This window comes from Devosia sp. J20-27, assembly GCF_055808595.1.
The window spans coordinates 2,721,294-2,747,623 of the sequence record NZ_CM147875.1; the positions used below are offsets into that span (position 1 = coordinate 2,721,294).

At 64.3% G+C, this 26,330-nt stretch carries 29 protein-coding genes, 1 tRNA gene and 1 pseudogene; 18 read left to right on the top strand and 13 right to left on the bottom strand.

Going from position 1 to position 26,330, the window contains the following annotated elements; translation table 11 throughout:
* Positions 1–296: 296 nt before the first annotated feature.
* On the bottom strand, positions 297–542 hold the full coding sequence (gene purS, locus AC0L4C_RS13425) for a phosphoribosylformylglycinamidine synthase subunit PurS (protein WP_473403521.1): 246 nt from the start codon (positions 540–542) through the stop codon (positions 297–299).
* Between the two features lie 43 nt (positions 543–585).
* Positions 586–1,350, bottom strand: a complete 765-nt coding sequence (gene purC, locus AC0L4C_RS13430) for a phosphoribosylaminoimidazolesuccinocarboxamide synthase (protein WP_473400151.1) — start codon at positions 1,348–1,350, stop codon at positions 586–588.
* 277 nt (positions 1,351–1,627) lie between these two features.
* Here purC and AC0L4C_RS13435 point away from each other — a divergent pair, with 277 nt between their 5' ends.
* Positions 1,628–1,951 carry a DUF1476 domain-containing protein gene (locus AC0L4C_RS13435; RefSeq protein WP_473400152.1) on the top strand — a complete coding sequence of 108 codons (324 nt, stop codon included), beginning with the start codon at positions 1,628–1,630 and terminating at the stop codon, positions 1,949–1,951.
* A gap of 69 nt (positions 1,952–2,020) precedes the next feature.
* Here AC0L4C_RS13435 and AC0L4C_RS13440 read toward each other — a convergent pair whose 3' ends face one another.
* The gene (locus AC0L4C_RS13440; RefSeq protein ID WP_473400154.1) at positions 2,021–2,281 is read right to left on the bottom strand and encodes a DUF1344 domain-containing protein; all 261 of its coding nucleotides are present in this window, start codon (positions 2,279–2,281) and stop codon (positions 2,021–2,023) included.
* A 371-nt stretch (positions 2,282–2,652) separates the two neighbouring features.
* Here AC0L4C_RS13440 and AC0L4C_RS13445 point away from each other — a divergent pair, with 371 nt between their 5' ends.
* Positions 2,653–3,336 carry a DUF4386 family protein gene (locus tag AC0L4C_RS13445; protein ID WP_473400155.1) on the top strand — a complete coding sequence of 228 codons (684 nt, stop codon included), beginning with the start codon at positions 2,653–2,655 and terminating at the stop codon, positions 3,334–3,336.
* On the opposite strand, the gene AC0L4C_RS13450 is transcribed toward AC0L4C_RS13445, so the two are convergent.
* From AC0L4C_RS13450 to rpe, 3 genes are read right to left on the bottom strand one after another with little or no spacing between them, the layout of a single operon-like run.
* A complete protein-coding gene (locus AC0L4C_RS13450; protein WP_473400156.1) occupies positions 3,333–3,893 on the bottom strand; it encodes an RBBP9/YdeN family alpha/beta hydrolase in 561 nt (186 codons plus the stop codon). The two genes, AC0L4C_RS13445 and AC0L4C_RS13450, sit on opposite strands and share 4 nt — an antisense overlap.
* Positions 3,893–5,236, bottom strand: a complete 1,344-nt coding sequence (gene purB, locus AC0L4C_RS13455; RefSeq protein ID WP_473400158.1) for an adenylosuccinate lyase — start codon at positions 5,234–5,236, stop codon at positions 3,893–3,895. The genes AC0L4C_RS13450 and purB overlap by 1 nt, the downstream gene beginning before the upstream one ends.
* A gap of 36 nt (positions 5,237–5,272) precedes the next feature.
* Positions 5,273–5,953 (bottom strand): ribulose-phosphate 3-epimerase, encoded by a 681-nt coding sequence (gene rpe, locus AC0L4C_RS13460; protein ID WP_473400159.1) that lies wholly within the window; start codon positions 5,951–5,953, stop codon positions 5,273–5,275.
* A 161-nt stretch (positions 5,954–6,114) separates the two neighbouring features.
* Between rpe and AC0L4C_RS13465 the strand changes: the two genes are divergently transcribed.
* The 5 genes from AC0L4C_RS13465 to AC0L4C_RS13485 all read left to right on the top strand — a co-directional run bounded on the left by AC0L4C_RS13465 (position 6,115) and on the right by AC0L4C_RS13485 (position 11,482).
* On the top strand, positions 6,115–6,813 hold the full coding sequence (locus AC0L4C_RS13465; RefSeq protein WP_473400160.1) for a hypothetical protein: 699 nt from the start codon (positions 6,115–6,117) through the stop codon (positions 6,811–6,813).
* An 89-nt stretch (positions 6,814–6,902) separates the two neighbouring features.
* Complete coding sequence (locus AC0L4C_RS13470; RefSeq protein ID WP_473400161.1) at positions 6,903–7,640, top strand: cytochrome c biogenesis CcdA family protein; 738 nt, start codon at positions 6,903–6,905, stop codon at positions 7,638–7,640.
* A 160-nt stretch (positions 7,641–7,800) separates the two neighbouring features.
* Positions 7,801–9,030, top strand: coding sequence for a GNAT family N-acetyltransferase (locus AC0L4C_RS13475; RefSeq protein ID WP_473400162.1), 1,230 nt, complete (start codon positions 7,801–7,803; stop codon positions 9,028–9,030).
* Between the two features lie 86 nt (positions 9,031–9,116).
* A complete protein-coding gene (locus AC0L4C_RS13480) occupies positions 9,117–10,646 on the top strand; it encodes a methyltransferase regulatory domain-containing protein (RefSeq protein WP_473400163.1) in 1,530 nt (509 codons plus the stop codon).
* Positions 10,647–10,715: 69 nt separating this feature from the next.
* Positions 10,716–11,482 (top strand): IS5 family transposase gene (locus AC0L4C_RS13485; RefSeq protein WP_473399404.1). Its coding sequence is split into 2 segments (ribosomal slippage): positions 10,716–11,025 and positions 11,025–11,482, totalling 768 coding nucleotides; the frame shifts between segments, so codons are not numbered across the junction.
* Here AC0L4C_RS13485 and radC read toward each other — a convergent pair.
* Together radC and map are read right to left on the bottom strand one after the other, a co-directional pair.
* Positions 11,479–12,198 carry a RadC family protein gene (gene radC, locus AC0L4C_RS13490; RefSeq protein WP_473400164.1) on the bottom strand — a complete coding sequence of 240 codons (720 nt, stop codon included), beginning with the start codon at positions 12,196–12,198 and terminating at the stop codon, positions 11,479–11,481. The genes AC0L4C_RS13485 and radC overlap by 4 nt on opposite strands.
* A 2-nt stretch (positions 12,199–12,200) precedes the next feature.
* Positions 12,201–13,031 (bottom strand): type I methionyl aminopeptidase, encoded by an 831-nt coding sequence (gene map / locus AC0L4C_RS13495; protein ID WP_473400165.1) that lies wholly within the window; start codon positions 13,029–13,031, stop codon positions 12,201–12,203.
* A gap of 161 nt (positions 13,032–13,192) precedes the next feature.
* Between map and AC0L4C_RS13500 the strand changes: the two genes are divergently transcribed.
* From AC0L4C_RS13500 to AC0L4C_RS13510, 3 genes are all read left to right on the top strand, one after another.
* A complete protein-coding gene (locus tag AC0L4C_RS13500) occupies positions 13,193–13,966 on the top strand; it encodes a competence/damage-inducible protein A (protein ID WP_473400166.1) in 774 nt (257 codons plus the stop codon).
* Between the two features lie 38 nt (positions 13,967–14,004).
* Positions 14,005–14,502: a xanthine phosphoribosyltransferase gene (gene gpt, locus AC0L4C_RS13505; RefSeq protein ID WP_473400167.1), complete on the top strand. Its 498-nt coding sequence runs from the start codon at positions 14,005–14,007 to the stop codon at positions 14,500–14,502.
* 1,233 nt (positions 14,503–15,735) lie between these two features.
* A tRNA-Leu gene (locus AC0L4C_RS13510) sits at positions 15,736–15,821 on the top strand.
* A gap of 3 nt (positions 15,822–15,824) precedes the next feature.
* On the opposite strand, the gene AC0L4C_RS13515 is transcribed toward AC0L4C_RS13510, so the two are convergent.
* A complete protein-coding gene (locus AC0L4C_RS13515; RefSeq protein ID WP_473400168.1) occupies positions 15,825–17,735 on the bottom strand; it encodes a putative bifunctional diguanylate cyclase/phosphodiesterase in 1,911 nt (636 codons plus the stop codon).
* A gap of 141 nt (positions 17,736–17,876) precedes the next feature.
* Here AC0L4C_RS13515 and AC0L4C_RS13520 point away from each other — a divergent pair, with 141 nt between their 5' ends.
* The 6 genes and pseudogenes from AC0L4C_RS13520 to AC0L4C_RS13545 all read left to right on the top strand — a co-directional run bounded on the left by AC0L4C_RS13520 (position 17,877) and on the right by AC0L4C_RS13545 (position 20,186).
* Positions 17,877–18,164 (top strand): ASCH domain-containing protein, encoded by a 288-nt coding sequence (locus AC0L4C_RS13520; RefSeq protein ID WP_473400169.1) that lies wholly within the window; start codon positions 17,877–17,879, stop codon positions 18,162–18,164.
* Positions 18,165–18,178: 14 nt separating this feature from the next.
* The gene (locus AC0L4C_RS13525) at positions 18,179–18,511 is read left to right on the top strand and encodes a hypothetical protein (RefSeq protein WP_473400170.1); all 333 of its coding nucleotides are present in this window, start codon (positions 18,179–18,181) and stop codon (positions 18,509–18,511) included.
* Positions 18,495–18,680 (top strand): CsbD family protein, encoded by a 186-nt coding sequence (locus AC0L4C_RS13530; RefSeq protein WP_473400171.1) that lies wholly within the window; start codon positions 18,495–18,497, stop codon positions 18,678–18,680. The genes AC0L4C_RS13525 and AC0L4C_RS13530 overlap by 17 nt, the downstream gene beginning before the upstream one ends.
* Positions 18,681–18,774: 94 nt before the next feature.
* Positions 18,775–19,127, top strand: a pseudogene (locus AC0L4C_RS13535) (DUF1304 domain-containing protein).
* A 198-nt stretch (positions 19,128–19,325) separates the two neighbouring features.
* Positions 19,326–19,631, top strand: a complete 306-nt coding sequence (locus AC0L4C_RS13540; protein WP_473400172.1) for a hypothetical protein — start codon at positions 19,326–19,328, stop codon at positions 19,629–19,631.
* A gap of 9 nt (positions 19,632–19,640) precedes the next feature.
* Complete coding sequence (locus tag AC0L4C_RS13545; RefSeq protein WP_473400173.1) at positions 19,641–20,186, top strand: methylated-DNA--[protein]-cysteine S-methyltransferase; 546 nt, start codon at positions 19,641–19,643, stop codon at positions 20,184–20,186.
* Here AC0L4C_RS13545 and AC0L4C_RS13550 read toward each other — a convergent pair whose 3' ends face one another.
* Both AC0L4C_RS13550 and AC0L4C_RS13555 read right to left on the bottom strand, forming a co-directional pair.
* Positions 20,187–20,747 carry a gluconokinase gene (locus tag AC0L4C_RS13550; protein WP_473400174.1) on the bottom strand — a complete coding sequence of 187 codons (561 nt, stop codon included), beginning with the start codon at positions 20,745–20,747 and terminating at the stop codon, positions 20,187–20,189.
* The gene (locus AC0L4C_RS13555) at positions 20,716–21,471 is read right to left on the bottom strand and encodes an SDR family oxidoreductase (protein WP_473403522.1); all 756 of its coding nucleotides are present in this window, start codon (positions 21,469–21,471) and stop codon (positions 20,716–20,718) included. The genes AC0L4C_RS13550 and AC0L4C_RS13555 overlap by 32 nt, the downstream gene beginning before the upstream one ends.
* Before the next feature lie 212 nt (positions 21,472–21,683).
* Here AC0L4C_RS13555 and gndA point away from each other — a divergent pair, with 212 nt between their 5' ends.
* Both gndA and AC0L4C_RS13565 read left to right on the top strand, forming a co-directional pair.
* Entirely contained in the window at positions 21,684–23,102 is a 1,419-nt protein-coding gene (gndA, locus tag AC0L4C_RS13560; protein WP_473400175.1) for an NADP-dependent phosphogluconate dehydrogenase, read from the top strand.
* Between the two features lie 14 nt (positions 23,103–23,116).
* On the top strand, positions 23,117–23,677 hold the full coding sequence (locus AC0L4C_RS13565; RefSeq protein WP_473400176.1) for an NUDIX hydrolase: 561 nt from the start codon (positions 23,117–23,119) through the stop codon (positions 23,675–23,677).
* On the opposite strand, the gene AC0L4C_RS13570 is transcribed toward AC0L4C_RS13565, so the two are convergent.
* Together AC0L4C_RS13570 and AC0L4C_RS13575 are read right to left on the bottom strand one after the other, a co-directional pair.
* Positions 23,667–25,019 (bottom strand): TCR/Tet family MFS transporter, encoded by a 1,353-nt coding sequence (locus tag AC0L4C_RS13570; RefSeq protein ID WP_473400177.1) that lies wholly within the window; start codon positions 25,017–25,019, stop codon positions 23,667–23,669. The two genes, AC0L4C_RS13565 and AC0L4C_RS13570, sit on opposite strands and share 11 nt — an antisense overlap.
* A gap of 68 nt (positions 25,020–25,087) precedes the next feature.
* Positions 25,088–26,326 (bottom strand): FAD-dependent monooxygenase, encoded by a 1,239-nt coding sequence (locus AC0L4C_RS13575; RefSeq protein ID WP_473400178.1) that lies wholly within the window; start codon positions 26,324–26,326, stop codon positions 25,088–25,090.
* Positions 26,327–26,330 lie beyond the last annotated feature (4 nt).

Sequence of the window (26,330 nt, forward strand, 5' to 3'; positions counted from 1 at the left end):
GTCAGAATGGAGCTGGGACGGTGTCGAGCCGGTGGCTCAGACCGGAACCGAAGCGTAGGCGGCGAACAAGAGGCCAAGCGTAAGGAAAAACAGGGCGGAAAGCGAAAACGTCTTCAGCATGATCCGGATACTTTACTGGTACAGCGCGGTTACGCAGCGCGTGCACACTATAGGGTTTGTTTCTTAACGCGTAATTTCCATCGTCTAGTTTCAAATGCACTGCTTCGCCTAGCCCCAATCTGCAGGGCGTGGCGACAAGATGCCGGCTGTTGCAAAACAGATGCAGTGCCGGCAGCTCAGCCGAGAATTTCGATGGAATAGTTCTCGATCACCGTATTGGCGAGCAACTTCTCGCACATGGCCTTGAGGCTGCTCTCGGCCTTGGCCGCATCGGTCTCGTCGAGCACGAGATCGAACACCTTGCCCTGGCGCACCGCGCCAACGCCGGCAAATCCCAGGCTCTTGAGCGAGCCCTGGATGGCCTGACCCTGCGGGTCCAGAACGCCGGCCTTCAATGTGACGGTGACGCGGGCTTTCATCAGCGACCTCGAAAAGAGAAAACGCGGCGCGCAGGCCGCGTTGAGGTCATTGCACGAGTCGCGGGCCGGTGGTCAACGCGTTCTCGGTCTCCACGAGGATGCCGAGGCGCTGCGCCACTTCGCGATAGGCGTCGACGAGGCCGCCAAGGTTCTCGCGGAAGCGGTCCTTGTCGAGCTTGTTGCGGGTCTTGATGTCCCACAGCCGGCAATTGTCGGGCGAGATCTCGTCGGCCAGCACGACACGCATCATGTCGTTCTCGTAAAGCCGGCCGCATTCGATCTTGAAGTCGACCAGCTGGATACCCACGCCCATGAACAGGCCGGTGAGGAAGTCGTTGACGCGGATGGCGAGCGACATGATGTCGTCGAGTTCCTGCGGCGTGGCCCAGCCGAAGGCGGTGATGTGCTCTTCCGAGACCATCGGATCGCCCAGCGCGTCATCCTTGTAGCAGAACTCGATGATCGAGCGGGGCAGCTGCGTGCCGGGCTCGAGTCCCAGCCGCTTGCACAGCGATCCGGCCGCGACATTGCGCACGATGATCTCGAGCGGGATGATCTCGACTTCCTTGATCAGCTGCTCGCGCATGTTCACGCGGCGGATGAAGTAAGTCGGGATGCCCAGGCCGTTGAGCTTGGTGAAGATGAACTCGGAGATGCGGTTGTTCAGCACGCCCTTGCCGTCGATGATCTCGTGGCGCGCGCCGTTTCCTGCGGTGGCATCGTCTTTGAAGTACTGGATCAAGGTGCCCGGCTCGGGGCCCTCGTAGAGGGTCTTGGCCTTGCCGTCATAGATCTTCCGCCGACGGTTCATGAAAATCTGCCGTTCTCTGCCTGGATAAAAGTGGGTGAATTGGGCGCGTTCATGCGCCAGATTATGAGGTGAAAGCAAGTTTTTTCGGGATTTTGCGCTAAACCCCGGCAGGGTCTGCGCATTCGGCCGGATGCAGGCGTGCGGTCGGCGCCGTCGGCGATTGCTGACCAAATGCCGCGCGTCCAGCCGTTGATTTGGACGGTGGCACAGCATATGTCCAAACCATCGAGGGCGCGCTAAGCGCTGGTGAAGACACGCCTCAGGCGCGGAGAGACAGATGTCCGGATTTGACGATCGCAGAAAAGGCCAGGAATCCAAGTTCACCCATGACGCCGAGTTGCGCTTCAAGGCGGAAGCCCGGCGCAACAAGCTGCTGGGCCTGTGGGCCGGCGAGCAGATGGGTCTGTCCGAGGAGCATGCCAAGGAATACGCCGCCGAAGTGGTGGCAGCCGATTTCGAGGAAGCCGGCGACGAGGACGTGTTCCGCAAGGTAGCCGCCGACATCAAGGCCAAGGGCGCCCCGGTCACCGACCAGATGATTCGCGCAAAGATGGTCGAGCTGGTGCAGGTCGCCATCGATCAGGTGCAGTCCGAAGGCTAAGTCGCGGCTTCGGCAACAGTTTTTGACAAAGGGCGGGGCGGTGCTCCGCCCTTTGCCGTTCAGGCGTCGCTACTTGATGGCTTCGATCCTGGACGCTTCCATCACCTTGCCGACCATGTCCCAGGTGACCTTCACCTTTTCGCCGGCCTTGAGATCGGCGACCTTCAGGCTGGGCAGCAGCTTGTAGCTCTTGCCGTCCTGAAGCGTCAGCGTCATCGCCTTGGCATCAATGGATTTGATCATGCCATCCGTGGTGGTGGCGGCAGCCATGGCCAGCGACGAGGCGCCGAACGAGGCAACGAGGACGAGGGGAAGGATGAACTTACGCATCTTCAGTCTCCATTTCGAATGGCCGCCTGTGCGGACCATTCCTGTTGTCGATCGACCAGCTGCCTCGAGTCGCAGGGAGCGTTGAGCTGCCTGCCGGCGCCACCCGACCGACACGGCAAACTATTGCTGCGGCTCGGTCTTTCTCAACTAAACAAGAAATAATCTTGGTAAGGATTGCCGAGCCAAAACCCGCCGCAATCACCGGTTTTCAGCGGCTTATTTCGGGCAGGTTTGTGCCCGGTCGGGGGCGGGCGCGGCCGTAGCCGGCCTGGGCACGGGTTGTCCTTCCGGTCTGGCTGGCTAGTATTTTGCTCGATCAAGGTCGCGCGGGTCGGCAGGTGGCTCGCGGCGAGACAAGCGGGGCAAGCGATATGATTGAGACGCGGCGCGCGGGCGCTTTGGCAGCATGGGTGGCAGCTGCCACCTATATCATCGGTTTTGTCGTGCTCGGGGCGGTACTGGCACCGGCCGGGCTCGGAGCCGAGGGGGCGACGCCGCTGAGCGACCTGGCGGTGCTTGCCGAGAACGCGACCATCTACCAGCTCTGGAACTTCATCATCTACGTGCTCAACGGGCTCGTCCTTGTGGTGCTGGTGTTGGCGCTGCATGGGCAACTGGTCACGAGTGGCGCGCTGCTGCCGCAGGCCGGGGCGGCGTTCGGCCTGATCTGGGCGGGGCTCGTCATCGCCAGCGGCATGGTAGCCAATGTCGGCCTGCGCACGGCGCTCGATGCGATGGGCGGTGACCCGGAGGGTGCCGCGGCGCTCTGGCAGGCGGTCGCCACGGTGCGCAACGGGCTCGGCGGCGGCAACGAGATCGTCGGCGGCGCCTGGGTGCTGCTGGTCAGCCTCGCCGCCTGGCGGGGCGGCGCCATGGGGCGGGCGCTCAGCATGTTCGGCGTGGTGGTCGGCGCCGCGGGGCTGGTCTCGGTCATTCCGCCGATCAGCGAGATTGGGGGAGCGATCTTCGGGCTCGGCATGATCGTCTGGTTCGGCTGGGTCGGCGTGGCCCTGTGGCGGCGCACCAGCGCCGGAGGCGCGACTGCCGCCGGCTAGATGCGCTGCATCAGACGGGTGAACATCAGCAGGCCTTCCGGCCACGGACCGTGACCGGACTCGACGTTGATATGTCCGGCCTCGCCGGCAAAATGCAGTTCCGAGCCCCAGGCGGTCGACATGTCGACGGCCTTGTCGACGCTGGAATAGGGATCGTTGTTCGAGGCGACCAGCAGCGAGGGGAAGGGCAGCGGGTCGCGCGGCACGTTCCGGAAGCTGCGTACCTCGTGCGGCAGGGATTCGAGCAGGTCCTCGTTCTCGAGGTCGGGCGGTGTCACCAGAAAGGCGCCGCGGACCTTGGCATCCTTGAGATGCTGGGCGGCGTGCACGATGGCGGAGACGCCGAGCGAGTGACCGACCAGCACCACCGGGCGCGTCGCCAGCATGATCTGGCGCTGCAGCCGCGCCGACCAGTCGGGCAGCTTGGGGCGGTCCCACTCGTCCTGCTCGACCATCTGGCCGGTGGAAAAGCGCTCGGCCCAGCGCAGCTGCCAGTGGCCCTCGCCGGAACTGCCCAGCCCGGGAACGATCAGGATATCGGCTTCGGAAATCTTCATCAGAGTGCCGGCCCGAACACCCGCTCGAAGATCGCGTCGACATGCTTGAGATGGTAGAAATCGTCGAACATGGCGTCGATATCGGCGGCGCTGAGTCTACCTGAGACGTCCGGATCGGCCTTCAGGTTAGCGGCAAACTGGCCGGTGCGATCGCCGCGGCTTTCCCAGACCTTCATGGCGTTGCGCTGCACGGCGGCGTAGGATTCCTCGCGGCTCATGCCGGCCTGAGTCAGGGCCAGCAGCACGCGCTGGCTGTTGTGCAGGCCGCCGAGCAGGTCGAGATTGCGGCGCATGTTTTCGGGATAGACCAGCAGGTTGTCGATCAGCCCGGTCAGCCGGTTGAGGGCAAAATCCAGCGTCACTGTGGCATCTGGGCCGATCATGCGCTCGACCGACGAGTGCGAGATATCGCGCTCATGCCAGAGGGCGACGTTTTCCAGCGCCGGGGTGACCATGCCACGCACCAGCCGGGCGAGGCCGGTCAGGTTCTCGCTCAGGACCGGGTTGCGCTTGTGCGGCATGGCCGACGAGCCCTTCTGGCCGGGCGAGAAGAACTCTTCGGCCTCCAGCACTTCGGTGCGCTGCAGGTGGCGGATTTCGGTGGCGAGGCGCTCGATCGAGGATGCGATGACGCCCAGCGTGGCAAAATACATGGCGTGCCGGTCGCGCGGGATCACCTGGGTGGAGACCGGCTCGGGGGCAAGCCCGAGTTTCTCGGCCACATAGGTTTCCACCGACGGGTGGATATTGGCGAACGTGCCGATGGCGCCGGAAATGGCACAGGTGGCGATTTCGGCGCGGGCATGCACCAGCCGGGCCCTGGCGCGCGAAAACTCGGCATAGGCCTCCGCCAGCTTGATGCCGAAGGTCGTCGGCTCGGCATGGATGCCGTGGCTACGGCCAATGGTGATGGTGTACTTGTGCTCCTTGGCGCGCTTCATCAGCGCCGCCAGCAGCCGGTCGAGGTCGGCGAGCAGCAGGTCCGAGGCCCGCGCCAGCTGCACCGCAAGCGAGGTGTCCAGCACGTCCGAGCTGGTCATGCCCTGGTGCAGGAAGCGGGCTTCCGGCCCGACGATCTCGGACACGTGCGTCAGGAAGGCGATGACGTCGTGCTTGGTGGTGCGCTCGATCTCGTCGATGCGGTCGATATCGAAATTGTAGTGGCTGTCCGCACCCTTGCGCGCCGTCATCACGTCCCAGATCTTCTGCGCCGCCTCGGGCGGTACAACGCCCAGTTCGGCCAGCTTGGTGGTGGCATGAGCCTCGATCTCGAACCAGATCGAGAACCGGGTCTCGGGCGACCAGATGGCAACCATTTCGGGGCGGGAGTAACGCGGAATCATGGGCTTAGGCTCGGATCTTGAGAAACTGAGTCGGGCTCAGACGTGAATGGTCAGGGCGCCGTTACGGATGGCGGTGATGCGCGGCCCATAGGTCGCGGGATCATTGCCGGCAAAGATGGCGGTGCCGGCAACAAAGACATTGGCGCCGGCGGCGGCGAGCTTGCCGGCATTGTCGGCGGAGACGCCGCCATCGACTTCGATATCGATGGCGCGGCCGGCCACCAGGTCGCGGACCTGCCGCAGCTTGGTGTAGCTCTCCTCGATGAAGCTCTGGCCGCCAAAGCCGGGATTGACGCTCATCACGAGGATCAGATCGACATCGGTGATGACGTGGGCGATGGCCGATACCGGTGTCGCCGGATTGATCACCACTCCCGCCTTCTTGCCCTCGGCGCGGATCGCCTGCAGCGAGCGGTGCAGATGCGGTCCGGCCTCGGCATGTACCGAGATGATATCGGCGCCGGCCTTGGCAAAGGCGCCGATGTAGGAATCGACGGGCGAAATCATCAGGTGGCAGTCGAGCGGCTTGCTGGTTACCCGGCGCGCCGCTGCGACGATCTGGGGACCCAGGCTGATATTGGGGACGAAGTGGCCGTCCATCACATCGACATGAATATAGTCGGCGCCGGCTGCGTCGATGGCGCGGATTTCCTCGCCCAACCGGCCAAAGTCGGCCGAGAGGATCGACGGCGCGATGCGAACGGGACGGCTGGTCATCGGCTGGCTCCTCGGGCGTCACAGGACGAGGTTGCTATAGGACTGGCAGCCGCAGGGGGCAAGGGCAGGGGCGTCCGACGGGTTGCGCCATTGGCGAATTTGCCGGCAAATCCGTGTGGCCGACGCAGTCAGGGGCACAATACAGGCAGATGACGTCGCAATTGCGGATCAGAACCGGCATTCCCGACGAGATCGATGGCGAGAGCATCGCCTTCGCCAATGTCTTCGAGCGCCCGGAGCGGCACGGGCATCTCAGCGTCCTCCTCGTCTTCAAGGAGACCCAGACCGTGTTGGCTCCCGGCGATACCTTTTCGATCGCCGCCAGCCAGTTCCGCCTCGCGGGGATCGAGCCGCATCCTCGCGGCTATGTCGTGGTGCTCGACCGTCTCGCCCCGGCGCCGGTGCCGCCACCGGCCGGACCGATCAGCGTGCCGGTCCCGATTCCGGCCATCGGAACCTTGAAACTGGCAGAGATGCTCAAGGCGATGTCGCCGGAGCTGCTGGCCGCCCTGGGCGGCGGCAGCGCTGGCATCACCAACTGGTCCACGCAGACCAGCAGCAGCATGTCGCGCGAATGGAACGGCGGCGAGATCGGCCCGGTAACCACACATCGCCATGTCGCGGCCTTCACCCCGGAGGCGGTTGGCATCGAGGCATCCGTGACGGTCACCGACATACGCTACGATCCGTCCGAGATTGCGCGGCAGGAGATCAGCGCCCATTGGCGGGCAGGCGACCGCCGTGCCCACATCTTCCTGCGGGCCGAAGGCATCGCACCGATGACGGGCCTCTACGCCGGGCCGGAAGATGCGGCCGTCGTCGACCTGATCGTGGCAGCCATCGGGAAGGCTGCAAGCTGATCCGCGCCCTTCACAAGCAGGCGAGCGTTTGATCTGCCGCATTGCTTTGCCGCCTCGAGGGGGTATGAAGGCACGCATTCGGAGGCGTCATGCTCGGTTTTTCATTTCTCGCAGTGTTCGGGGCAGGGGTCCTCAGTTTCCTCAGCCCGTGCGTGCTGCCGCTGGTGCCCCCCTATCTGACCTATATGAGCGGCTCGAGCTTCGACCAGTTGCGCGCCGACGGCGCCACGGCGGGCGTCGTCTGGCAGAAAAGCGTCTTCACCTCGCTGTTCTTCGTGCTCGGCTTTTCACTGGTGTTCATCACCTTCGGCGCCACTGCCACGGCCTTCGGCCAGGTGTTTCGTGCCGCCCTGCCGGTGATCACGCCGATTGCCGGGCTCTTTATCATCGCCATGGGGCTGCATTTCCTCGGAGTGTACCGCATCGGCCTGCTCGACCGGCAGATGCGCCACCAGGGTCCCGGCGTGGCCAGCGGGCCGCTCGGCGGCTTCCTGCTGGGGCTGGCCTTTGCCGTCGGCTGGACGCCCTGCATCGGTCCGGTGCTGGCCGCCATCCTCTCGGTCGCCGCCACCCAGGACACCGCCTATGAAGGCGCGGCGCTGCTCGGCGTCTATTCGCTGGGTCTGGGCGTGCCGTTCGTCCTCGCCGGCGTCGCCATCGGACCGTTCCTGACCTTCTTTTCCAGCTTTCGCAAACATCTGGGGACTATCGAGAAGGTCATGGGCGCCTTGCTGGTGCTGACCGGGCTGCTGTTTGTCACCGGCCAGTTCACCCGCATCGCCTACTGGTTCCAGGAAACCTTCCCGATCCTGCAGACGATCGGCTGATGTCAGGCGTCCATTAACCGTCCCACCGGAAAACTTCCCCATCGACCTCTGATCACGGCATCGTCAACGCCGTCTTCACCCGCGCCCGACAGGATGCAGCCAAGTACTCTTGAAGATTTCGATCGCTTCAAGGCGTCCTTGATCTGGGAAGGAATGCCGAATGACAGTCAGTGCAGCATCGTCCGACCAGGTGCCGCTCGTTGACGGTGCACCGGCCGCAGTACGTGCCGGCTCTCCGGCCATTGCCACCCGCGTCAGTCATCGGCTCGAGGACGTCGAGGCGGTTTGGCGGCGCCTGGAGTCAGGGGGCGTCAAGTCACCCGGGCAGAGCTTCGATTTCATCTCCCTGTGGATCAGGACCCACAACATTCCCGAGGCCGATCAGGTCTATGTCGTTGCCGAAACTGCCGGGGTGCCGGTGGCCCTGCTGGCGCTGCAGCGTCGCTCGAGCAAGGGCATCCGCAGTCTCGGGTGGTTCCCTGGCGCTCATGTGGGCTGCAATGCGCCACTGGTCGACCGGGCCCGGCTGGCCGCCCTGACGCCGGCCGAGCGTCACCAGCTCTGGCAGATCATGCTTGCGGGCGTTCCTGACGTCGATATCGTCCATCTCAAGGCAGTGCCGGAGCTGCACCATGAGGGCGTCGATCTGTTTGCCGAACTGGGGACCTCGATGGTCACCGATATGCTCTACCGGGCAAAGTTCTCGAGCTGGGAGGAAGCCAACAGCACCCAGCGCAGCAAGTCGCGCCGCAAGCACGACCGGCAGCAGGGCGAAAAGCTCGCGGCCATGGGCGAGGTCAGCTTCGAGGAGCTGCCGGGCTCGCCCGAACTGCTGGACATTCTCTTCCGCCAGCGCGCCGCGCGGTTCGTCGAAATGGGCGTTGCCGATCCCTTCTGCGACAAGGCCGTGCGCGATTTCTACGATGCCACCGTGGAACCCGGGTCGGGCGTCGATGTGCGTCTGCACGCGCTCCGTCTCGACGGCGAGGTCGTGGCGCTGCGCTACAACATCGCGCACGGGGACCGGCTTTTCTGCCTGATCTCCTCGATGAGCACCGAGCCGTCGCTGCAGCCGGGCTCGCCGGGCAAGCAGTGTCTGCTGCGGGTCATGCAGACGGTCTTTGACGCCGGTGCGCGGGTCTTCGACATGGGCGCCGGCTTCACCGACGAAAAGCGCCACTGGTGCAACGTGCAGATCCCGGTGCGCGAGCACTACATGGCACTGACGCTGCTCGGCCGCATCGCCGTCGGCGTCGACCGCACCTGGCAGGCCACCCGCAAGCGCATCAAGGACAACAGGCAGCTGCTCGGCCTGATCAAGTCGCTGCGCTCGAAGCTGCAGAAGGCCAGTACCGCACCCGCCGGCAGCAAGCCGGACACCGAAGACTGACATAGGCGGGCCATTGCGCTTGCCATGGGAAGCGCGACTCAAGCTACGGTGCCCTCCAGTGCAGACTTCGGCAGAGGTAGCTGATCGTGAATGCTTGGAACGAGGGCTACGTATCCGAACTCGACTACACGCCTGGCTACTACCATGAGCTCAACCCGTCGCGGCTGAAACTGGGGTTCGCGTTGGCTGGCCTCGTCGCGCCAGACGTCAAGACGGCCGTCGAACTGGGCTTTGGCCAGGGCATGAGCGTGCTGCTGCATCGGGCCGGTTCGGGGGTCGAGTGGTACGGAAATGATTTCATCCCGGCTCAGACGAGCTTTGCCAACCAGCTGGCGGGCGAGGCCGGGCTGCCGGTTACGCTCAGCGACGAGGCATTTGCCGAATTCTGCCAGAGGACCGATCTGCCCGATTTCGACTTCATCGGCCTGCACGGTATCTGGAGCTGGGTCAGCCAGGCCAACCGCGACATCATTGTCGATTTCCTGCGGCGCAAGCTGAAGGTGGGCGGCGTTGTCTACGCCAGCTACAATGCCATGCCGGGCTGGGGCGCGTCGGCGCCTTTGCGCCATCTTCTGGCACAGCACGATGCGCGGCTGGGAGCGCCGGGCGTGCCCATGACCGAGCGCGTCGACCGGGCGATGACGTTCGTCACCAAGGTGCTCGACGCTGATCCGCTCTTCAGCCTCATTTCTCCGGCGGTGCGAGAGCGCTTCAAGCTGTTTTCCGAGCAGAAGCGGCAATATCTGGCGCACGAGTTCTTCAACAAGGACTGGCACACGCAGTATTTCAGCCAGATGGCCGAGGCGCTGGCCCCCGCCAAGCTGGACTTTGCCTGCTCGGCCAACCTTGCCGATGGCGTCGACTCGCTCAACCTGACCGAAACGCACCGTGCGCTGCTCGACGACATCGAGGATCCGCTGCTGCGCGAGACCGTGCGCGATTGCATGACCAACACCAATTTCCGCAAGGACTACTGGGTGAAAGGCGCGCGGCGGCTGAACGATCACGAGCATGGTATTGCCGTGCGCAATCTCGAGGTGGTTCTGCAGATGCCGCGCGACGACGTGCCGATGAAGATCAAGGGCGCGCTGGGCGAAGCTGATCTGCAGCCGGAGATCTATGCCCCGATCCTCGACGTATTGTCCGACCACCAGCCGCATGCGATCGGTCAGATCAAGGAAGCGCTCCCTGCCGTGAGCTTTGCCAATGTGCTGCAGGCGATGATGGTGTTCTGCAGCCTGGGTGCCCTGGCCGTCGCCGTCAAACCGACGGCGGAAACGCGCGCCTCGTCGCAGCGGCTCAACCTGGCCATCTGCCGCCGTGCCCGTGCCAAGGTGGACCTCGGTTTCCTGTCGTCGCCCGTCACCGGAGGAGGGCTGTCGATCAGCCGCTTCCAGATGATCTTCCTGCTGGCGCGCGCCGAAGGGCACAAGACCCCCGGGGACTGGGCCGCCTATGCCTGGGAGATCCTGCTGAGCCAGAACCAGCGCCTCATCAAGGATGGCGTGGCGGTGGACAGCGAAAAGGAAAACATCGCGCTTCTGGTGGAACTGGCAGAGCTGTTTGCGGCGACGCGACTGCCCATGCTGGTGGCCCTGGAGGCCACGCCGGCCTAGGTTCTGTACCCATAAAGGGGATTCCCTTTGAGTACGAAGGCTGATTCAACCTCCTGAATGGAGGTGGCGATGGCTCGATTTGATCTCAGCGATGCGGAGTGGCGGATCATTCTGCCCCTCCTGCCCAACAAGCCGCGCGGAGTGCCGCGCACCGATGACCGACGGGTGATCAACGCCATCTTCTATGTGCTGCGCACCGGCTCGCCCTGGCGCGACCTGCCGGAGCGCTACGGCCCCTATACGACCGCCTATAACCGGTACAACCGGTGGGCCAAGGCCGGGGTGTGGCTCGGGATATTCGAAGCCCTCGCCGAGCGCTCGCCGCAGTCGATGGCGCTGATCGACAGTTCGATCATCCGGGCACACCAGCACGCCGCGGGCGGAAAAAAGGGGGCCCGGATCACGCCATCGGTCGGTCTCGTGGAGGACTGAGCACCAAAATCAATGCCGTGGTCGATGGGACCGGCCTGCCGATCCGCATCATGCTCACTCCCGGCCAAGCCTCCGACAAGCAGGCCGCCGCCGTCCTCATCGAGAGCCTTACACGCACCCGCGACCTTGTTGCCGACCGCGGCTATGACGCTCGCGTCCTCATCGACCTGGCTGCGGCACGGGGAGCCCGTGCCCACATCCCCACACAGAAAGACCGCAGGGTCCAGCGCAGCATTGACCGGGGCCTCTATCGCGAACGCAATCTGGTCGAGCGCTTCTTCTGCAAACTCAAACACTTCCGTCGCGTCGCCACACGATTCGACAAGCTCGCCCGCAACTTCCTCGCCAGCGTTCTGCTCGCCTCAATCCCACTCTGGACCAGAAGTTATGAGTCCAAGACCTAGATCAGTTTCAGGCCCTTCAGCGACACGTGCCCGGACTTGCCGATGATCACATGGTCATGCAGCGAGATGCCCATCGGCTTGGCGATGTCATTGATCTGGCGGGTCATCTGCACGTCGGCCGAGGACGGGGTCGGGTCGCCGGAGGGGTGATTGTGCACCAGGATCAGCGCCGTCGCCGAATGCTCCAGCGCCCGCTTGATGACCTCGCGCGGGTAGACCGGGGTGTGATCGACGGTGCCGGTCTGCTGTACCTCGTCGGCAATCAGCCGGTTGCGCTTGTCGAGAAACAGCACCCGGAACTGCTCGACATCCTCGAACGCCATGGCAGCGCGGCAATAGTCGATCAGTGAGGTCCAGGATCCGAGGATCGGCTGGTCGGTGATCTTGTCGCGGGCGAAGCGCTGTGCCGCCGCCTGGATGATCTTGAGATTGGTGGCCGACACGAGCCCCAGCCCCTTGACCTTGTCGAGCCGCTCGGGCGTAGCCGAAAACACCCCGGAAAACGAACCGAACGTGCTGATCAGCTCCTTGGCGAGTGGCTTGGTGTCCTTGCGGGGGATGACGATCTGCAGGATGAGTTCGAGCAGTTCGTAATCTTCGATGTGCTGTGCCCCCAGCTGCAGGAAGCGCTGCCGGGCGCGTTGGCGATGCCCGAGATAATGTGGCGCGCCCGCCTCAGCCAAACCATCGCCTGCTGGTTCGGCCGGCTTGCGCATCGCTACCGGCGGGCGTCGAGCGGGTTGAACAGTCCCTTGGGCGAGAGCGTGAAGATCTCGTTGCCGGTCTCGGTGATACCGATCGAGTGCTCGCACTGCGCCGACAGCGTGCGGTCGCGGGTCACCGCGGTCCAGCCGTCCGACAGGATTTTCACATGCGGCCGCCCCAGATTGATCATCGGCTCGATGGTGAAGATCATGCCGGGCTTGATCGGCACGCCGGTGCCGGGCACGCCGAAATGCATGATGTTGGGCTCGTCGTGGAAGAGCTGGCCGACGCCGTGGCCGACAAAGTCGCGCACCACGCTGGTGCGCTCGGCCTCGGCATGCTGCTGGATGGCGGCGCCGATATCGCCGGTGGTATTGCCCGGCTTGGCCGCCGCGATGCCGAGCGCCAGGCACTCATAGGTGACTTCGATCAGCCGCTCGGATTTGCGCGAGATTTCGCCCACCGGGTACATGCGCGACGAGTCGCCATACCAGCCGTCAACGATCAATGTCAGGTCAATGTTGACGATGTCGCCCTCGCGCAGCGCCCGCTCCTCGGGAATGCCGTGGCAGACCACGTGGTTGATCGAAGTGCAGACCGAATGGCGGTAGCCCTTGTAGAACAGGGTCGCCGGTATGGCGTTGTTGTCGCGGGCGAATTCATAGGCGAGCCGGTCGAGCGCCGCAGTGGTGACGCCCGGCTGCACGGCATCGACCAGCAGGTCGAGCGCCTCGGCTGTCAGCTTGCCCGCCTTGCGCATGCCGGCAAAACCGGCCTCGCCATGGATGGGGATCACGCCAGCGGTGCGCCGGTGCTTGCTCTCGGCATCGACAAAGGTCGTCATAGGCTCTCCGATCATTGCCGCAAAGGTAGTGCGCCTCGCGCCGGAATGGAAGAGTTTTGGCGCGCCGGGCAGGGCAGGCAGCTGTGGCAAACATGGCGGTTTGCTTGACCTTTGCCACGCGGGCGGGCATTGCATTGGCCCCGTAAGAGCCGTGCCGAGCCATGTCCACTACTGATGCCATCACTGCAGGCCTGATCGTCATCGGCGACGAGATCCTTTCCGGTCGCACCAAGGACGTCAATATCGGCGCCACTGCCGACTTCTGCACGGACCTGGGCATTGAGCTGCGCGAAGTGCGCGTCGTCTCCGACGTCACCGAGGCCATCGTCGAGGCGGTCAACACGCTGCGCGCCCGCTACACTTACGTCTTCACCACCGGCGGCATCGGCCCGACCCATGACGACATCACCGCCGATGCGGTGGCGACCGCCTTTGGCGTCGCCCTGCCATATCATCCCGAAGCGCGGGCCATGCTCGAGGCGCGCTGGACGGCCAGCGGCACAGAAATCAACGAAGCGCGGCTGCGCATGGCGCGGGTGCCCGAGGGCGGCACGCTGATCGTCAACTCGGTCAGCGCGGCGCCCGGCTTCCGCATCGGCAATGTGCATGTCATGGCCGGCGTCCCCAAGATCATGAAGGCGATGCTCGAGGCCATCGCGCCGACGCTGCAGGGCGGCCGCAAGGTGTCGTCGGTCAGCATTCTCTGCCGGGTCGGCGAGGGCAGCATCGGCGGCCCGTTCGGCCGCCTGCAGGAAGAGTTTCCCGACGTCAGGATGGGCAGCTACCCGCAGATGGGCGGCACCAGCGTGATGACCGAACTGGTGCTGCGCGCCGCCGACGAAATCCGGCTTGCCGAAGCGGCCGCCAGGGTCCGCGACATGGTGGCCGCCGCTCACGCCGCCGCCGGCCTGCCGCCCCCCGAAGATCCCTACTGAGACCGGCGCCTGCTGCCCGGCGCGCCAAGGAGAACCTTGTGAACCAGTCCGCTCAAAAATCGTTTCCCGTCACCTGGGACCAGTTCCACCGCGACAGCCGCGCGCTGGCCTGGCGCCTGCAGGCCCTGGGGCCGTTCGATGCGCTCGTCGCCATCACCCGCGGCGGCCTCGTGCCGGCCGCCATCGTGGCGCGCGAGCTCAATATCCGCGTCGTCGAATGCGTCGCGGTCAAGAGCTACGACCACCAGAACCAGGGTGGCGTCAAAGTGCTCAAGGCCATCACGCCGGAGCTGCTCGACAAGGCGAGGGATGGCGGCAAGCTGCTGATCGTCGACGATCTGGTCGATACCGGCGCCACCGCCCGCATCGTCCGCGACATGCTGCCGGGCGCGCATTTCGCCACCGTCTATGCCAAGCCCAAGGGTCGCGAAATGGTCGACACCTTCATCACCGAAGTCAGCCAGGACACCTGGATCTTCTTCCCCTGGGACCTCGACGTCGCCTACGTCCCCCCCATCTCCGGCGGCACCGACTGAGGGGTTCTGTACGATCCTCAGGATGAGGTCCCTGGAACATTCGCGCCTCCCCACCGCCTTCTCGGCCACCCTCACCTATGCGGGGAGGGTCGGGGAGGGGGTTTGGGAACCCCCGCTCGTGCTGGTTCCCTTACCCTTGACCTCTCCCCGAAAGGGGGAGGGTGACGACTGAAAATCCACTCACCAGTTCTCATCGAACAGGGTCCTCGCGCGTCCTCTCCTCCACCGCCGAGGGCGCTATCGCGTCTGTCGATGGAGACCCCTCCCTCCCTTCTCCCCTTGCGGGAGAAGGTGCCCGAAGGGCGGATGAGGGGTTCTGGCAAGGCCACAGCTCCTCACGTCGTCTGGAGCCGCGACGCCACCACGTGTTGCCTACCCCTCATCCGGCGCTGCGCGCCACCTTCTCCCGCAAGGGGAGAAGGAATCAGGGAGATCGATGTGTCCTGCCCACGGTATCTCAGCCCGTCCACCCTCCCCCTTGCGGGGAGGGTTGGGGAGGGGGTTTGAGAGCCCCGCTCGTGCCGCTCCCCCCACCCTTGATCCCTCCCCGCAAAGGGGGCGGGTGACGACTGCAGGCATCCACTTACCCATCTCCAGCGCCACCCTCTCTCGCCCTCATGGTGAGCCTGTCGAACCACGAGGGGGGAGCCACCAAACCTCTCCAAAATCTCTGCCATCTGCCATTCACCCTGCAGCCAATCCGTTCAGACAACTGACAGACTTATCCCCGCGCTCTCCCACCGCGTTACACTTCCCCATCGCCGCCCCGAAACGCGAGATCATGACGAGTGATTGGGGCAGCGAGGCCGGGTGGTCCGGATGTCGGTCCGGATCAGGCCAAGCCGGGGAGGGTGTGCAGGCCCAGGTGTCCTGCCGCCTTAATTTGTTGCCGCGGGCGGACGTCTGTCGTGTTCGCTCAAAGGGGTCGGACTGGAGAAACGCGAAGAGCGTGGTCCGGTCGAGACGGCGATCCTGCGGCGGAGGGGCGATCCGCAAATGCCCTGATCCTTTCCGGTGAACGCCGAAAATCCCGGTGGCAACGGCGAGGCCTGGCCTCGGCCGGAGGACTTCTGGTTCTCCGGCACACGCAACATCGACGGGCCAGACCTCGCCGTTGTTCGCGACTGCATCACAACCGGAGGCGGTGACGCCGGCCGGGGTCTTGGTGTGCCCTGTGGGTCAGGGATTGCAGGGTTTGTCTTTTTGCTCAGTCTATGGGACACGGCAGGCCGTGCGGGCGTGATGGAATGGTAGACATACGGGACTTAAAATCCCGAGGGTGTACACCCGTGCGGGTTCGAGTCCCGCCGCCCGCACCACGCTCAGGCCGCCGAGGAGGCTGCCTTGTCGGCACCAGGCGGCAGCATGGCTGCGGCCATGGGGCGGCTGAAATAGTAGCCCTGGAACAGGGTGGCGCCGAGCGCGCGCACGGCATTGACCTGCTCGAGCGTTTCGGTGCCCTCCACCACACAGGACACACCCAGATTCTGGCAGAGGTCGATCGTCGTCTTGACGATGGCGCGGCTGGCCCGGTTGGTAGCAATGTCGGTGATGAAGCTGCGGTCGATCTTGATGCGGTCGAGCGGCAGCAGGTGCACGCGCGACAGGCTCGAGTGGCCGGTGCCGAAATCGTCGAGCGAGATGCGCGAGCCGTGCGCCAGCAGCAGCAGCAGCGCTTCGATGGCTTCGCCGATGTCGCGCATCACCGCCGATTCGGTGATCTCGAAGTCGACGCGACAAGGCTTGAGCGGGTGGGCAGAGAGGATGCTCGACAGCATGCGCATGGCGTCGGTCGAGGCCAGGTCATGCACGGACAGATTGACGCGCTGATTGTCGGGCAGTCTTTCCGTCAGATCGAGGGCGTGACGCACCATGCAGCGCGTGATTGCCGGCTCCAGGCCGAGCCGCTCGGCGATGGGAATGAAGGTTCCGGGCGAGACGTCGCCCAGTTCGGGGCTCTGCCAGCGGGCCAGCGCCTCGTAGCCGATGGTGGCGCCCGTCCCGGCGTCGACGATCGGCTGGAACACTGCCGAGATCTCGCGCTCCAGATCGGCCTTCAGCAAGGTCCGCTCGGTCCGTCGCACCTTCTGGATGCTCTCTTCATGCTCGGCGGAGAAGAAGACCGCACGTCCCTTGCGCTTGTGCTTGGCCTCGTAGACGGCGTAGTCGGCGCGATCGAGCACGGAATCGGCGGTATCGCCGGGCAGGATGGCGGCGACGCCGAGCGAACCGCCGAGGCGCGAGATGGTGGTGCCGAGATGGAACGGGGACTGGAAGAGCTTGAGGATCGCGGCCGTATCGGCCGTCAGCATGGTGGCGCCGACGTCGCCTCTGTAGAGCAGGCCGAATTCGTCGCCGCCGATACGGGCCACGACCGTGCCGGCCGGGCGTCCGCTGGCGAGGCGTCGCGCTACTTCAACCAGCACCCGATCCCCGGCGCCGTGGCCAAAGGCGTCGTTTATCCCCTTGAACCCGTCGAGATCCAGAATCGCAACCGCACCGCCCGCCTGGGTGGCGACCATGTCGGAGAGCGCGCGCATGAACTGGCGGCGATTGGGGAGTTCGGTGAGGAAGTCGGCATTGGCGAGGCGGGCGTTCGCCTCGGACATCACCTGCGTCTCCCATTGCGCCATTTCGCCGGCGACGCGGGCGCCGATCTCGCGTTCGATCACCCCCCTGAGGAAGCTCGACAGACCGATGCAGGTGACGCCCGTCGCAATGGTGATGAAGACATAGGGCCCCAGGCTCCCCGGGGCCCGCAACCAGACGACAAACAGCATGGCGGCAAGTGCCGCCAGCACGCTGACCACGGCCGAGCGCTGGCTGACAGCCGACAGGGCGAAAGCGACCGCCAGCAGGGGGAAATAGACCAGTTTGGCAGGCTCGTAGTGCACGAACTGATAGCCGAGCACATTGAGCAGCATCAGCAGATGCACGCAGCCATTCAGCAATTCGATGCGGATGACGGACAGGATCCGGCCGGCAACCATGCGCCAGACTACAAAGGCGCAGATGGCAGTAATCGCCGACAGGCCTGCCAGGACAACCAGGCCCCACCCGCTCTCGTCCGGGAAATGTGCTGCAGTGACAAAGGCATAATAGGCCATCGTCGTCAGCATGAAAGCGCGGTGCAGCGGTCGATAGGCGTTGACGACGTGAGCCGAGACAGACGTATCGAGCTGGCTTGTGGGGCCAGCGTTGCGTTGTTCTTGGGACGGCATCCGATCGTCCATATCCAGCGCCTCCTGGTGCCTGATTTTTCTTGTTATGGGCAAACCCCGGAAAGAACAGTTAACGCAAAGACTTGAAGTCTTCCGGAGGCGTCCCGCTGATATATACTGGGTGATATTTCGAGTGTCGAAGAGGAGATCAGGTTGCTCATCAAACGAGAGGTGCTGGAAGCCATCAAGCGGGGCGAGATCACGGTGCAGTTCCGGCGCTGGAAGCGGGCGACCGTGCGTCCCGGCGGCACGCTCAAGACCAAGGTCGGGGTGCTCTCGATCGGACGGATGGATCCCATCAGCGTCGATGCCGTTACCGAGTTTGACTGCCGCAAGGCGGGCTTTGCGGACAAGGCGGACTTCGTCCGCTGGCTCGCGACGATGAAGGATGGTGAGCTGTGCCGGATCGAAATAAGCTATCTCGGCGAGGCGGCGACCTAGCGAGGAGACGTCAGGTGCAGCGGGCTATTCAGCTGACCATGCTGGCGCTGCTGGTCGGCGTCGCCATTGTGTATTTCGCCATGCCGGCGCGGGCTGCCGAAACCTGCCGCAGCTGGACAGCAGAAATGCAGGAGGACGAGGGCGGTCCGGCGCTGCTGGCGTCACTGCTGGTGCGGGACGGTGTGGGCGGCAATCCGGCCCGGACCTACTCGCTGCAGGGATCGGCGCAGGCGCTCGCCACTTTGGTCGGGCAATGGGTACTGTTGATCCCGGGGGCCGGAACCTTGCTCGAGGGGGAGCGTTCCTTTCCCATCTCAACCCCTGGAGACGATGATGCACAAGGATGAAGTCAAAGGCGCTGCCAAGGAAGCCCGCGGCAACGTGAAAGACGCAGTCGGCAAGGCGACCGGCGACGACAAGCTGCGCGCCGACGGCAAGGCCGACAAGGCGGAAGGCAAGGTGCAGAAGGGTGTCGGTCAGGCCAAGGACGCCGTCCGCGACGCCCTCAAGGACTAAGTGTCCCCGAACACCTGCTGTTGAAGGCCGCCCATCGGGCGGCCTTTGTCGTTTCGGCGGTACGGTCTAGTCTCCGGCCAACAGGAGTGAACCGATGCTTGCCAATGGTCTGACTGGGCTCGTCGCCCTGATTCACGTCTACATTCTCGTGCTGGAGATGTTTCTGTGGACCACGCCGCGCGGCCGGAAGGCGTTCGGCACCAGCGCCGAGTTTGTGCGGAGGCCTCGAGAGTCCTCGCCGCCAACCAGGGCCTCTATAACGGCTTCCTGGCGGCCGGCCTGATCTGGGGCATCTGGCTCGGCGCGGCCGGCGATCCGGTCAAGACCTTCTTCCTGCTCTGCGTGGCAGTTGCCGGTGTCTACGGCGCTGCGACGGTCGGACGACGAATCCTCTTCATCCAGACGGTGCCCGCCCTGGCCGCGTTGCTCGCCGTGTGGCTGACCTGAGCTATACTCGGGGGATAGTTAAAATGCGCCGTATCGTTCGAATTGAGCCGGGGAAGTCAGTATCGTAAAAGACTCACAGTGAGGATCCCGGGGCGGGCGAGACTTAGGATGGCATCGCGCCGGCTGCGCAGGCCGCCAACACTGCCCCGGACCCCACAGGACGTCCTTTTTTCTGTGCAGGATCGGATAGTCCACAACGTGAAACAGATTCGGTTTCAGGTGGAATACAAGATGATGAGCGACGGCTATACGCCGCTGTTCGTCGACGGGGAGTCCACCCCCCTCGATTTCTGGGGGTTCAGCAGCGATATCGTGCGCCGGCTGACGCGCCTCTGCCTGCTGTTCGACCGGCAGGTGAACTGGGACAACCCGACCGATCCGAACTGGAAGATGCCGGAGCGGGAGCGCAGCGAATTCAACGCGCTGCTGCCCTTCATGATCTCGGAAATCGAGCTCTTCCTTGGTCCCCAGTGGGAAATCGAAAACGCCACGCGTACGTTGTAGACTGCGCCCATGAGCGGAGCTGGGATGCGCTATTGCCTGGTGGAGACCGACATCGGCACGTTCGGCCTCGGCTGGACGGAAGCGGGTGTGGCCCGCGTTGCCTTGCCCGACAGCAAGCCGAGTGCCGTCGGCCAGCGCATGGCACAGTTCGGCACGCAATCTGCCGCGCCGGGCGGCGGCATCGCGGAACTGGTGGCGGCACTGCAGGCCTATGGCCGCGGCGAGCGGATACAGTTCAGCGCCGTGCCACTCGATCTTGCCGGGCAATCCGTTTTCCACCGCAAGGTCTATGACGACATTCTCAAGCTCGGCTGGGGCGAGACCACGACCTATGGCGATATCGCCCGTCGGCTGGGCGACGTGCAACTGTCGCGGGCCGTCGGCGCGGCCCTCGGCGCCAACCCGATTCCGCTCATCGTGCCCTGCCACCGGGTGCTGGCGAGCAATGGCCGGGCCGGTGGCTTCTCGGCGCCAGGCGGCGTGTCGTCGAAAATGAAACTGCTGGCACTGGAGCACGCCGCCTCGCCGGAGGGGCAGTTTTCGTTCGGCTTCTAGCTACTGGCCGCGCTTGAAGGTTTTCAGGTGATCGAGCTGCTTGACCACCTTGCTGGCAATGGCCTCCACGGGCTCGTCGACCGACAGGGTCAGGACGTTCTCGTCGTCGCCGGGGACCTCGAGCGTCGCGAACTGGCTGTCGAGCAGGCTGGCCGGCATATATTCATGCTGGCGCGCCGCAATGCGCTTGCCGATGGTTTCCTTGTCGCCTTGCAGGAACACGAAAAGTATCGGCTCGCCGGCCTGTTCCGTCAGGAAGTCGCGGTAGCTGCGCTTGAGCGCCGAACAGGCGCCGACCGCAGCGCCCTTCTGGCCGGCGGCGTCGCGCAGGGCGTGGGCGAGTGTCTCGAGCCACGGCCAGCGATCCTCGTCGACCAGGGGAATGCCGGCCCGCATCTTTTCCTTGTTGGCTTCGGGATGATAGCCGTCACCATCGAGAAAAGGCACGTGCAGGCGGCGGCCGATGGCCTTGCCGACCGTGGACTTGCCGCTTGAAGACACGCCCATCGCAATGATGATGCGGGCGGGTTCAAATGGTGGCTGTGAGGGCGCCATCGACATAGAGAATGTGTCCGTTCACAAAGCTGGAGGCGGCCGATGCAAGGAAGATCGCGGCGCCGCCGAGTTCCGGCGTCTCGCCCCAGCGGCCCATGGGAGTCCGCCTTTCGATCCACCCGGTGAACTCTTCATTGGCAATCAGGGCGGCGTTGAGCTCGGTCTTGAAATAACCCGGCGCAATGCCGTTGACGTTGAGACCGTGGCGGGCCCAGTCCGTGGCCATGCCGCGGGTCAGATTGGCAATGGCCGCCTTGCTGGCGGCATAGGGCGCAATCGAGTTGCGCGAGAACGTGCTCATCAGCGAGCAGATATTGATGATCTTGCCGTGCTTGCGTCCGATCATGCCCTTGGCGACGGCCTTGCCGACCAGAAATGCCGATGTGACATTGGTCTGCATCACCTGGTTGAACTTGTCGGCCGGGAAGTCCTCGAGCTGGCTGCGGAACTGCATCCCGGCATTGTTGACCAGGATGTCGATCGGACCGAGGTCGTTTTCGCACCAGCCGATGGCGCTGTTGACGCTCTCCTCGCTGGTGACGTCAAAGGCGGCGGCACGAACATTGGCGCCGCCTTCAGCGAGCTTGCTCGCGGCTTCGCCGAGAGCCACTTCATCGCGGCCATTGATAATGACGTCGGCGCCTGCTCCTGCCAGCGCCGCTGCGATTGCAAAGCCAATGCCGCGGCTCGAGCCTGTCACCAGGGCGCGACGCCCGGCGAGGCTGAACATTGATAGACTGTCCAAGCTGCTAGTCTCCCTCTCCTGGGTGTAACTCTAGGGGATGTTCCAAGGCTTGATAAGGCCGGAATCCGCGGCTCGGGTACGCATTTGTGATTAGCATGGCTTGCTGGTCGCCGGGCATTTTATGGTAGCGCTCCGGGGCTCACCGTGCCAGAAAAGCCCACGAAAATTAGCCGTTTCCTGCGTGCGGAGGACTATCTATGACGACTGCGGATATCGGCCTGATCGGCCTTGCCGTGATGGGTTCCAACCTGGCTCTCAACATTGCAGAAAAAGGCTACACCATTGCTGTGCACAACCGCACGGCCAGCCGCATCGATGACTTCGTGGTCACGGCCAAAGAGCAGGGGCTGGACGGCAAGGTGGTCCCTGAGGCCGATCTGGCTGCCTTCATCCAGAAGGTGAAGCGCCCGCGCTCGATCATCATCATGGTCAAGGCCGGCCAGCCGGTCGACGACATGATCGAGCAGCTCCTGCCGCATCTCGAAGAGGGCGACGCCATCCTCGAATGCGGCAACTCGCTCTATACCGATACCAACCGGCGGTTCGCCTATCTGCAACCCAAGGGCATCGGCTACCTGGGCATCGGGGTCTCCGGGGGGGAGGAGGGGGCCCGCCACGGCCCCTCCATCATGGTCGGCGGCGCCGAACCGCAGTGGAAGAACGCGCAGCCGATTCTCGAGGCGATTTCGGCCAAGTTCAACGGCGAGCCGTGCTGCGCCTATCTGGGCGAAGGGGGGGCTGGCCACTTCGTCAAGACTATCCACAACGGCATCGAATATGGCGACATGCAGATGATCGCCGAAGTCTACGGTGTGATGCGCGACGGCATGAGCATGAACCCGCTTGCCGCTTCGGAAGTGTTCAAGGAATGGAACAAGGGGCCGCTCAACTCCTATCTGGTCGAAATCACCGGCCACGTGCTGGCGGCAGTCGAGCCCAAAACGGGCAAGCCGCTGGTCGAACTGATTCTCGACAAGGCCGGCCAGAAGGGGACCGGCGTCTGGTCGGCGATCGCCGCGCAGATGCTGGGCGTCCCGGCCACGGCCATCGAAGGCGCCGTCGCGGCCCGCTCGATCTCCTCGCGCAAGGAAGAACGCGTCGCCGCCGAAGCCGTCTACGGCAAGCGCAGCGGGGGAAAATCGTCGGTGTCGCTGGCCGACCTAGAGAGCGCGCTGCTGGCCGGAAAGATCGTCTCCTATGCGCAGGGCTTCGCCGTCATGGCCAAGGCCTCGGAAGAGAACGGCTGGAACCTGCCTCTGGCGACGATCGCCAAGATCTGGCGCGCCGGCTGCATCATCCGCTCGCGCTTCCTCGACCAGATGTCGGCGGCCTATGCCAAGGGCGGCGCCACAAACCTGCTGATGGTGCCGGACTTCGTGGCCATCATGAAGGACGCACACAAGGCCCTGCGCACGGTCGTTGCAGCGGGCGCGATCGACGAGTTTCCGCTGATATGTCTGTCGGCCTCGCTCGCCTATTTCGACAGCTATCGCCAGGCGCTCGGAACCGCGAACCTGACGCAGGGGCAGCGCGACTTCTTCGGCGCGCACGGGTTCATCCTCATCGACCGCGAGGGCGAGCAGCACGGCAAGTGGCCCTCGACGCTCGGCAAGTAGGTGGCGGGACGGTGATGCCGTCCTTTCCCGTGGCGCTTGAGGCCGTCGTTTCCCGCTATCTCTCCGAGGTAGCGGGGCCATTCGAGCGGCTGTCGCTGCTGCGCTGGCAGATGTCGGAGGGACATGCGCTGGACAGCCGGGACACCATGCCCGGCCATCTGACCACCAGCGCTTTCGTGCTGTCGCCCGACCATCTGCAGGTGCTCTTGATCGACCACGTGACCATCGGCCGCTGGCTGCAGCCGGGCGGACATTATGAGCCGGCCCGGCGATTTTCGGATTCGGCGGCGCGCGAGGCGGTAGAGGAGACGGCAGTCACCGGCCTCAGCTTACACCCCTGGCACCGGGGGACGGATCTCCCCTTCGTCATCGACAGCCACGACGTCCCCGGCAAAAAGCTCCGGCACGAGCCCGACCACGTGCACCACGACCTGCAGTATCTGTTCACCGCAGACCCTGCCGTGCCGCTGACAGCTCAGCTTGAAGAGGTTCACGCGGCCCGCTGGCAGCCATTGGACGCACTTGCCGAGATTTCACCCATCGGACTTGCCCGGATACGCGATCTCACCTGCTGACGGTGGGGCCGCGGGTCGAGTCGGTGTCGTCTTCGTCCTCGTGTGGGGGCGTGGCCTGCCCGCCCGGCGGAGGGACGTCATGATGGTGCGGACGCTTGGCCACCGGTGGCCGGTGCATCAGGTCAAAGCGCCGGGCCGTGTAGACGAAGACCGTCGCTGCGATCACTACCGCGACGCCGGCCGCGAGGAACGGGGCGCCTGGGAAGTATTCGAAGCTCCCCTTGGGCGCCTGCGTGAAGCGGTTGAACAGCTGCGTGGCCACCAGCGGACCGATAATGGCGGTGAGCGAATTGGTCGCGTTGATTGCGCCCTGCAATTCTCCCTGAGCGTCATCGGCGACCTGCCGCGACATCAGCGAGTTGATGGCCGGGCCTGCAAGGCCGGCGAGCGAGCCAACCATCAGGAAGCCGTAGAGGCCGAGCGGCGTGTGAATGAAGGCCGTGCCGATCATAGCTATGGCTGCAGCCAGCATGCCGAGCAGCACGGTTGCCCATTCGCCGACAAACCGGATGACGGGACCGATCAGGAACGCCTGGCTTATCGCAAAGCCGATGCCAAAGGCGCCGAGCGCAAGTCCAATCTGGCCCGACGAAAAGCTCAGCAACTCGATGGTGAAGAAGTTCCAGACGGTCGGGAAAGCCTGGCTGGCCAAGGTGAAGAGGCCCAGCGCGAGCAGCATCCAGAGGACAACCGGATTGTGGCTGAGCGCCCAGAGCGCGCCGAACGGGTTGGCGCGACGGAACTGGAACTTGCGCCGCTTGTCCTTGGGAAGGCTTTCGGGGAGGACGACGAGGCCGAAGATGAAGTTCGAGAAGGCCAGGAATGCGGCCGCGTAGAATGGCCAACGCGGCCCCAATTCGCCAAGCAATCCGCCAATTACCGGCCCGATGATGAAGCCAAGGCCGAAGGCCGCGCCGATCAGGCCGAAGCGCTGCGCGCGTTTTTCCGGCGGCGTGATATCGGCGATGTAGGCGGTCGCGGTGGCAACGGCCGCGCCGGAAATGCCGGCCAGGATACGCCCCACAAAAAGAAAGGCGATGACCGGTGCAAAGCCCATGATCAGATAGTCGAGGGTCAGGCCGATCAGCGAAATCAGGATGATCGGTCGCCGCCCGAAACGATCAGACAGGTTGCCGAGCACCGGTCCGAAAATGAACTGCATCAGCGAGTAGGAAAACACCAGCCAGCCGCCGATCACGGCTGCCTGCGCCACACTGCCACCCGTCAGGCTCTCGATCAGTTCCGGCAGCACCGGCAGGACAATGCCATATCCGAGCATGTCGAGCAGAATGGTGAGGAGAATGCAGGCGAGAGTGAGCCTGCTTTGAGGATTAACGGCCATGCAGTCGTGCGTACCTTGTGGTTTTCGGCGCAGTTGACACAGCGCCTCGTGTCAAAGCAAGTGGCCGGCTAGGTGGGCTGACCGGACCTGAGTGGTCGCGGCGGTGCAGCGATGGCAGGTTCGGGAGCCGGATCATAGTCGTAAAGCCATTCCAGGCGTTTCAAGTGCCCGAGGCTTCCCTGCGACGAGATCACGATGTCGCGTGCGATGGTCATCGGCCATTCGAGATGGAAGGCAAAGCCGTTCGAGCGGGACAGCTTGGCAACCTTGTCGACGCGAGGTTTGCGCAGCGCCTCGTAGCGGGCGAGAGCTGTTTCGGCCGATGGCTCGGTCATCAGGAGCGGAGCCAGAATGGCGGCGTCTTCGATGGCCATGACGGCTCCCTGGGCCTGAAAGGGCAGCATGGCGTGGGCGGCGTCGCCGATGAGCCCGATTGCCCCCTCGTGCCAGGTTTCGGCCGCCACCGTTGACATGATCCAGTAGGCCCAGGTCCCCTCGGCTGCTTTCATCAGCGTCTTGAACTGACGGCTGGGGAGCAAGGACCAGGGCAAGCGGGGCGCGGACGGCGGGTTGTTGAATACGGCCTCTTCTGCCTCTTTGGCAAACAGGGCCACATTGATCCGCTTGCGGTGGGGCAACGGGTAGCAGACTGCATGATAGCCGGGAGCCAGCAACAGGGTCGTGCGATCCATCGCGACGACACTTTGCAGGGCATCCATTGGGAGTGTGGTGCGCCAGGCGACATAGCCGGAGTAGGTGGCCTCGTCACCCATCAGCACATGCGTACGTGTGTGCGAATTGACGCCGTCGGCGCCAATGAACGCATGGGCGCGGGCGGTGCGGGACTTGCCATCGGCCTCGTCCACGGTGACGGAGATGCCGCGGGCATGCGAGACGACGTCGTGGGCCCGCACGCCGAACAGAATATCGATGCTGGCGAAGCGCTTGCAGGCCCGGAAGAGCAGTTCCGCAAGATCGGCGCGATGCATGACGACATAGGGTGCCCCGAAGCGTTTCGGGATCTCGGAGCCGAGCTTCAGGGTGACAAGCGGTTTTCTGGCGCGGAAGGGATAGACGTCGATCCCTGATGGCTGGAAGCTCTTGGCCTGCAAGGCCTTGTCGAGCCCGAGCCGGTTGAGAACACGTCGGGCATTGGGGCTGATCTGCAGCCCTGCGCCCACTTCCAGAATGGACTTGTTGCGCTCGAGCACAACCACCGAGGCGCCGAATTTGGCCAGAGCAAGGGCGAGAGTCAGCCCGGCAATGCCGGCGCCGGCAATGTAGATAGTGCGGCCATTGCCTGCCATCGGG

Coding starts and splice junctions, on each gene's coding strand:
- purC (WP_473400151.1), bottom strand. CDS start 1,350: ATGAACCGTCGGCGGAAGATCTATGACGGCAAGGCCAAGACCCTCTAC.
- AC0L4C_RS13435 (WP_473400152.1), top strand. CDS start 1,628: ATGTCCGGATTTGACGATCGCAGAAAAGGCCAGGAATCCAAGTTCACC.
- AC0L4C_RS13440 (WP_473400154.1), bottom strand. CDS start 2,281: ATGCGTAAGTTCATCCTTCCCCTCGTCCTCGTTGCCTCGTTCGGCGCC.
- AC0L4C_RS13445 (WP_473400155.1), top strand. CDS start 2,653: ATGATTGAGACGCGGCGCGCGGGCGCTTTGGCAGCATGGGTGGCAGCT.
- AC0L4C_RS13450 (WP_473400156.1), bottom strand. CDS start 3,893: ATGAAGATTTCCGAAGCCGATATCCTGATCGTTCCCGGGCTGGGCAGT.
- purB (WP_473400158.1), bottom strand. CDS start 5,236: ATGATTCCGCGTTACTCCCGCCCCGAAATGGTTGCCATCTGGTCGCCC.
- rpe (WP_473400159.1), bottom strand. CDS start 5,953: ATGACCAGCCGTCCCGTTCGCATCGCGCCGTCGATCCTCTCGGCCGAC.
- AC0L4C_RS13470 (WP_473400161.1), top strand. CDS start 6,903: ATGCTCGGTTTTTCATTTCTCGCAGTGTTCGGGGCAGGGGTCCTCAGT.
- AC0L4C_RS13475 (WP_473400162.1), top strand. CDS start 7,801: ATGACAGTCAGTGCAGCATCGTCCGACCAGGTGCCGCTCGTTGACGGT.
- radC (WP_473400164.1), bottom strand. CDS start 12,198: ATGCGCAAGCCGGCCGAACCAGCAGGCGATGGTTTGGCTGAGGCGGGC.
- map (WP_473400165.1), bottom strand. CDS start 13,031: ATGACGACCTTTGTCGATGCCGAGAGCAAGCACCGGCGCACCGCTGGC.
- AC0L4C_RS13500 (WP_473400166.1), top strand. CDS start 13,193: ATGTCCACTACTGATGCCATCACTGCAGGCCTGATCGTCATCGGCGAC.
- AC0L4C_RS13515 (WP_473400168.1), bottom strand. CDS start 17,735: ATGGACGATCGGATGCCGTCCCAAGAACAACGCAACGCTGGCCCCACA.
- AC0L4C_RS13530 (WP_473400171.1), top strand. CDS start 18,495: ATGATGCACAAGGATGAAGTCAAAGGCGCTGCCAAGGAAGCCCGCGGC.
- AC0L4C_RS13545 (WP_473400173.1), top strand. CDS start 19,641: ATGAGCGGAGCTGGGATGCGCTATTGCCTGGTGGAGACCGACATCGGC.
- AC0L4C_RS13550 (WP_473400174.1), bottom strand. CDS start 20,747: ATGTCGATGGCGCCCTCACAGCCACCATTTGAACCCGCCCGCATCATC.
- AC0L4C_RS13555 (WP_473403522.1), bottom strand. CDS start 21,471: ATGTTCAGCCTCGCCGGGCGTCGCGCCCTGGTGACAGGCTCGAGCCGC.
- gndA (WP_473400175.1), top strand. CDS start 21,684: ATGACGACTGCGGATATCGGCCTGATCGGCCTTGCCGTGATGGGTTCC.
- AC0L4C_RS13565 (WP_473400176.1), top strand. CDS start 23,117: ATGCCGTCCTTTCCCGTGGCGCTTGAGGCCGTCGTTTCCCGCTATCTC.
- AC0L4C_RS13570 (WP_473400177.1), bottom strand. CDS start 25,019: ATGGCCGTTAATCCTCAAAGCAGGCTCACTCTCGCCTGCATTCTCCTC.
- AC0L4C_RS13575 (WP_473400178.1), bottom strand. CDS start 26,326: ATGGCAGGCAATGGCCGCACTATCTACATTGCCGGCGCCGGCATTGCC.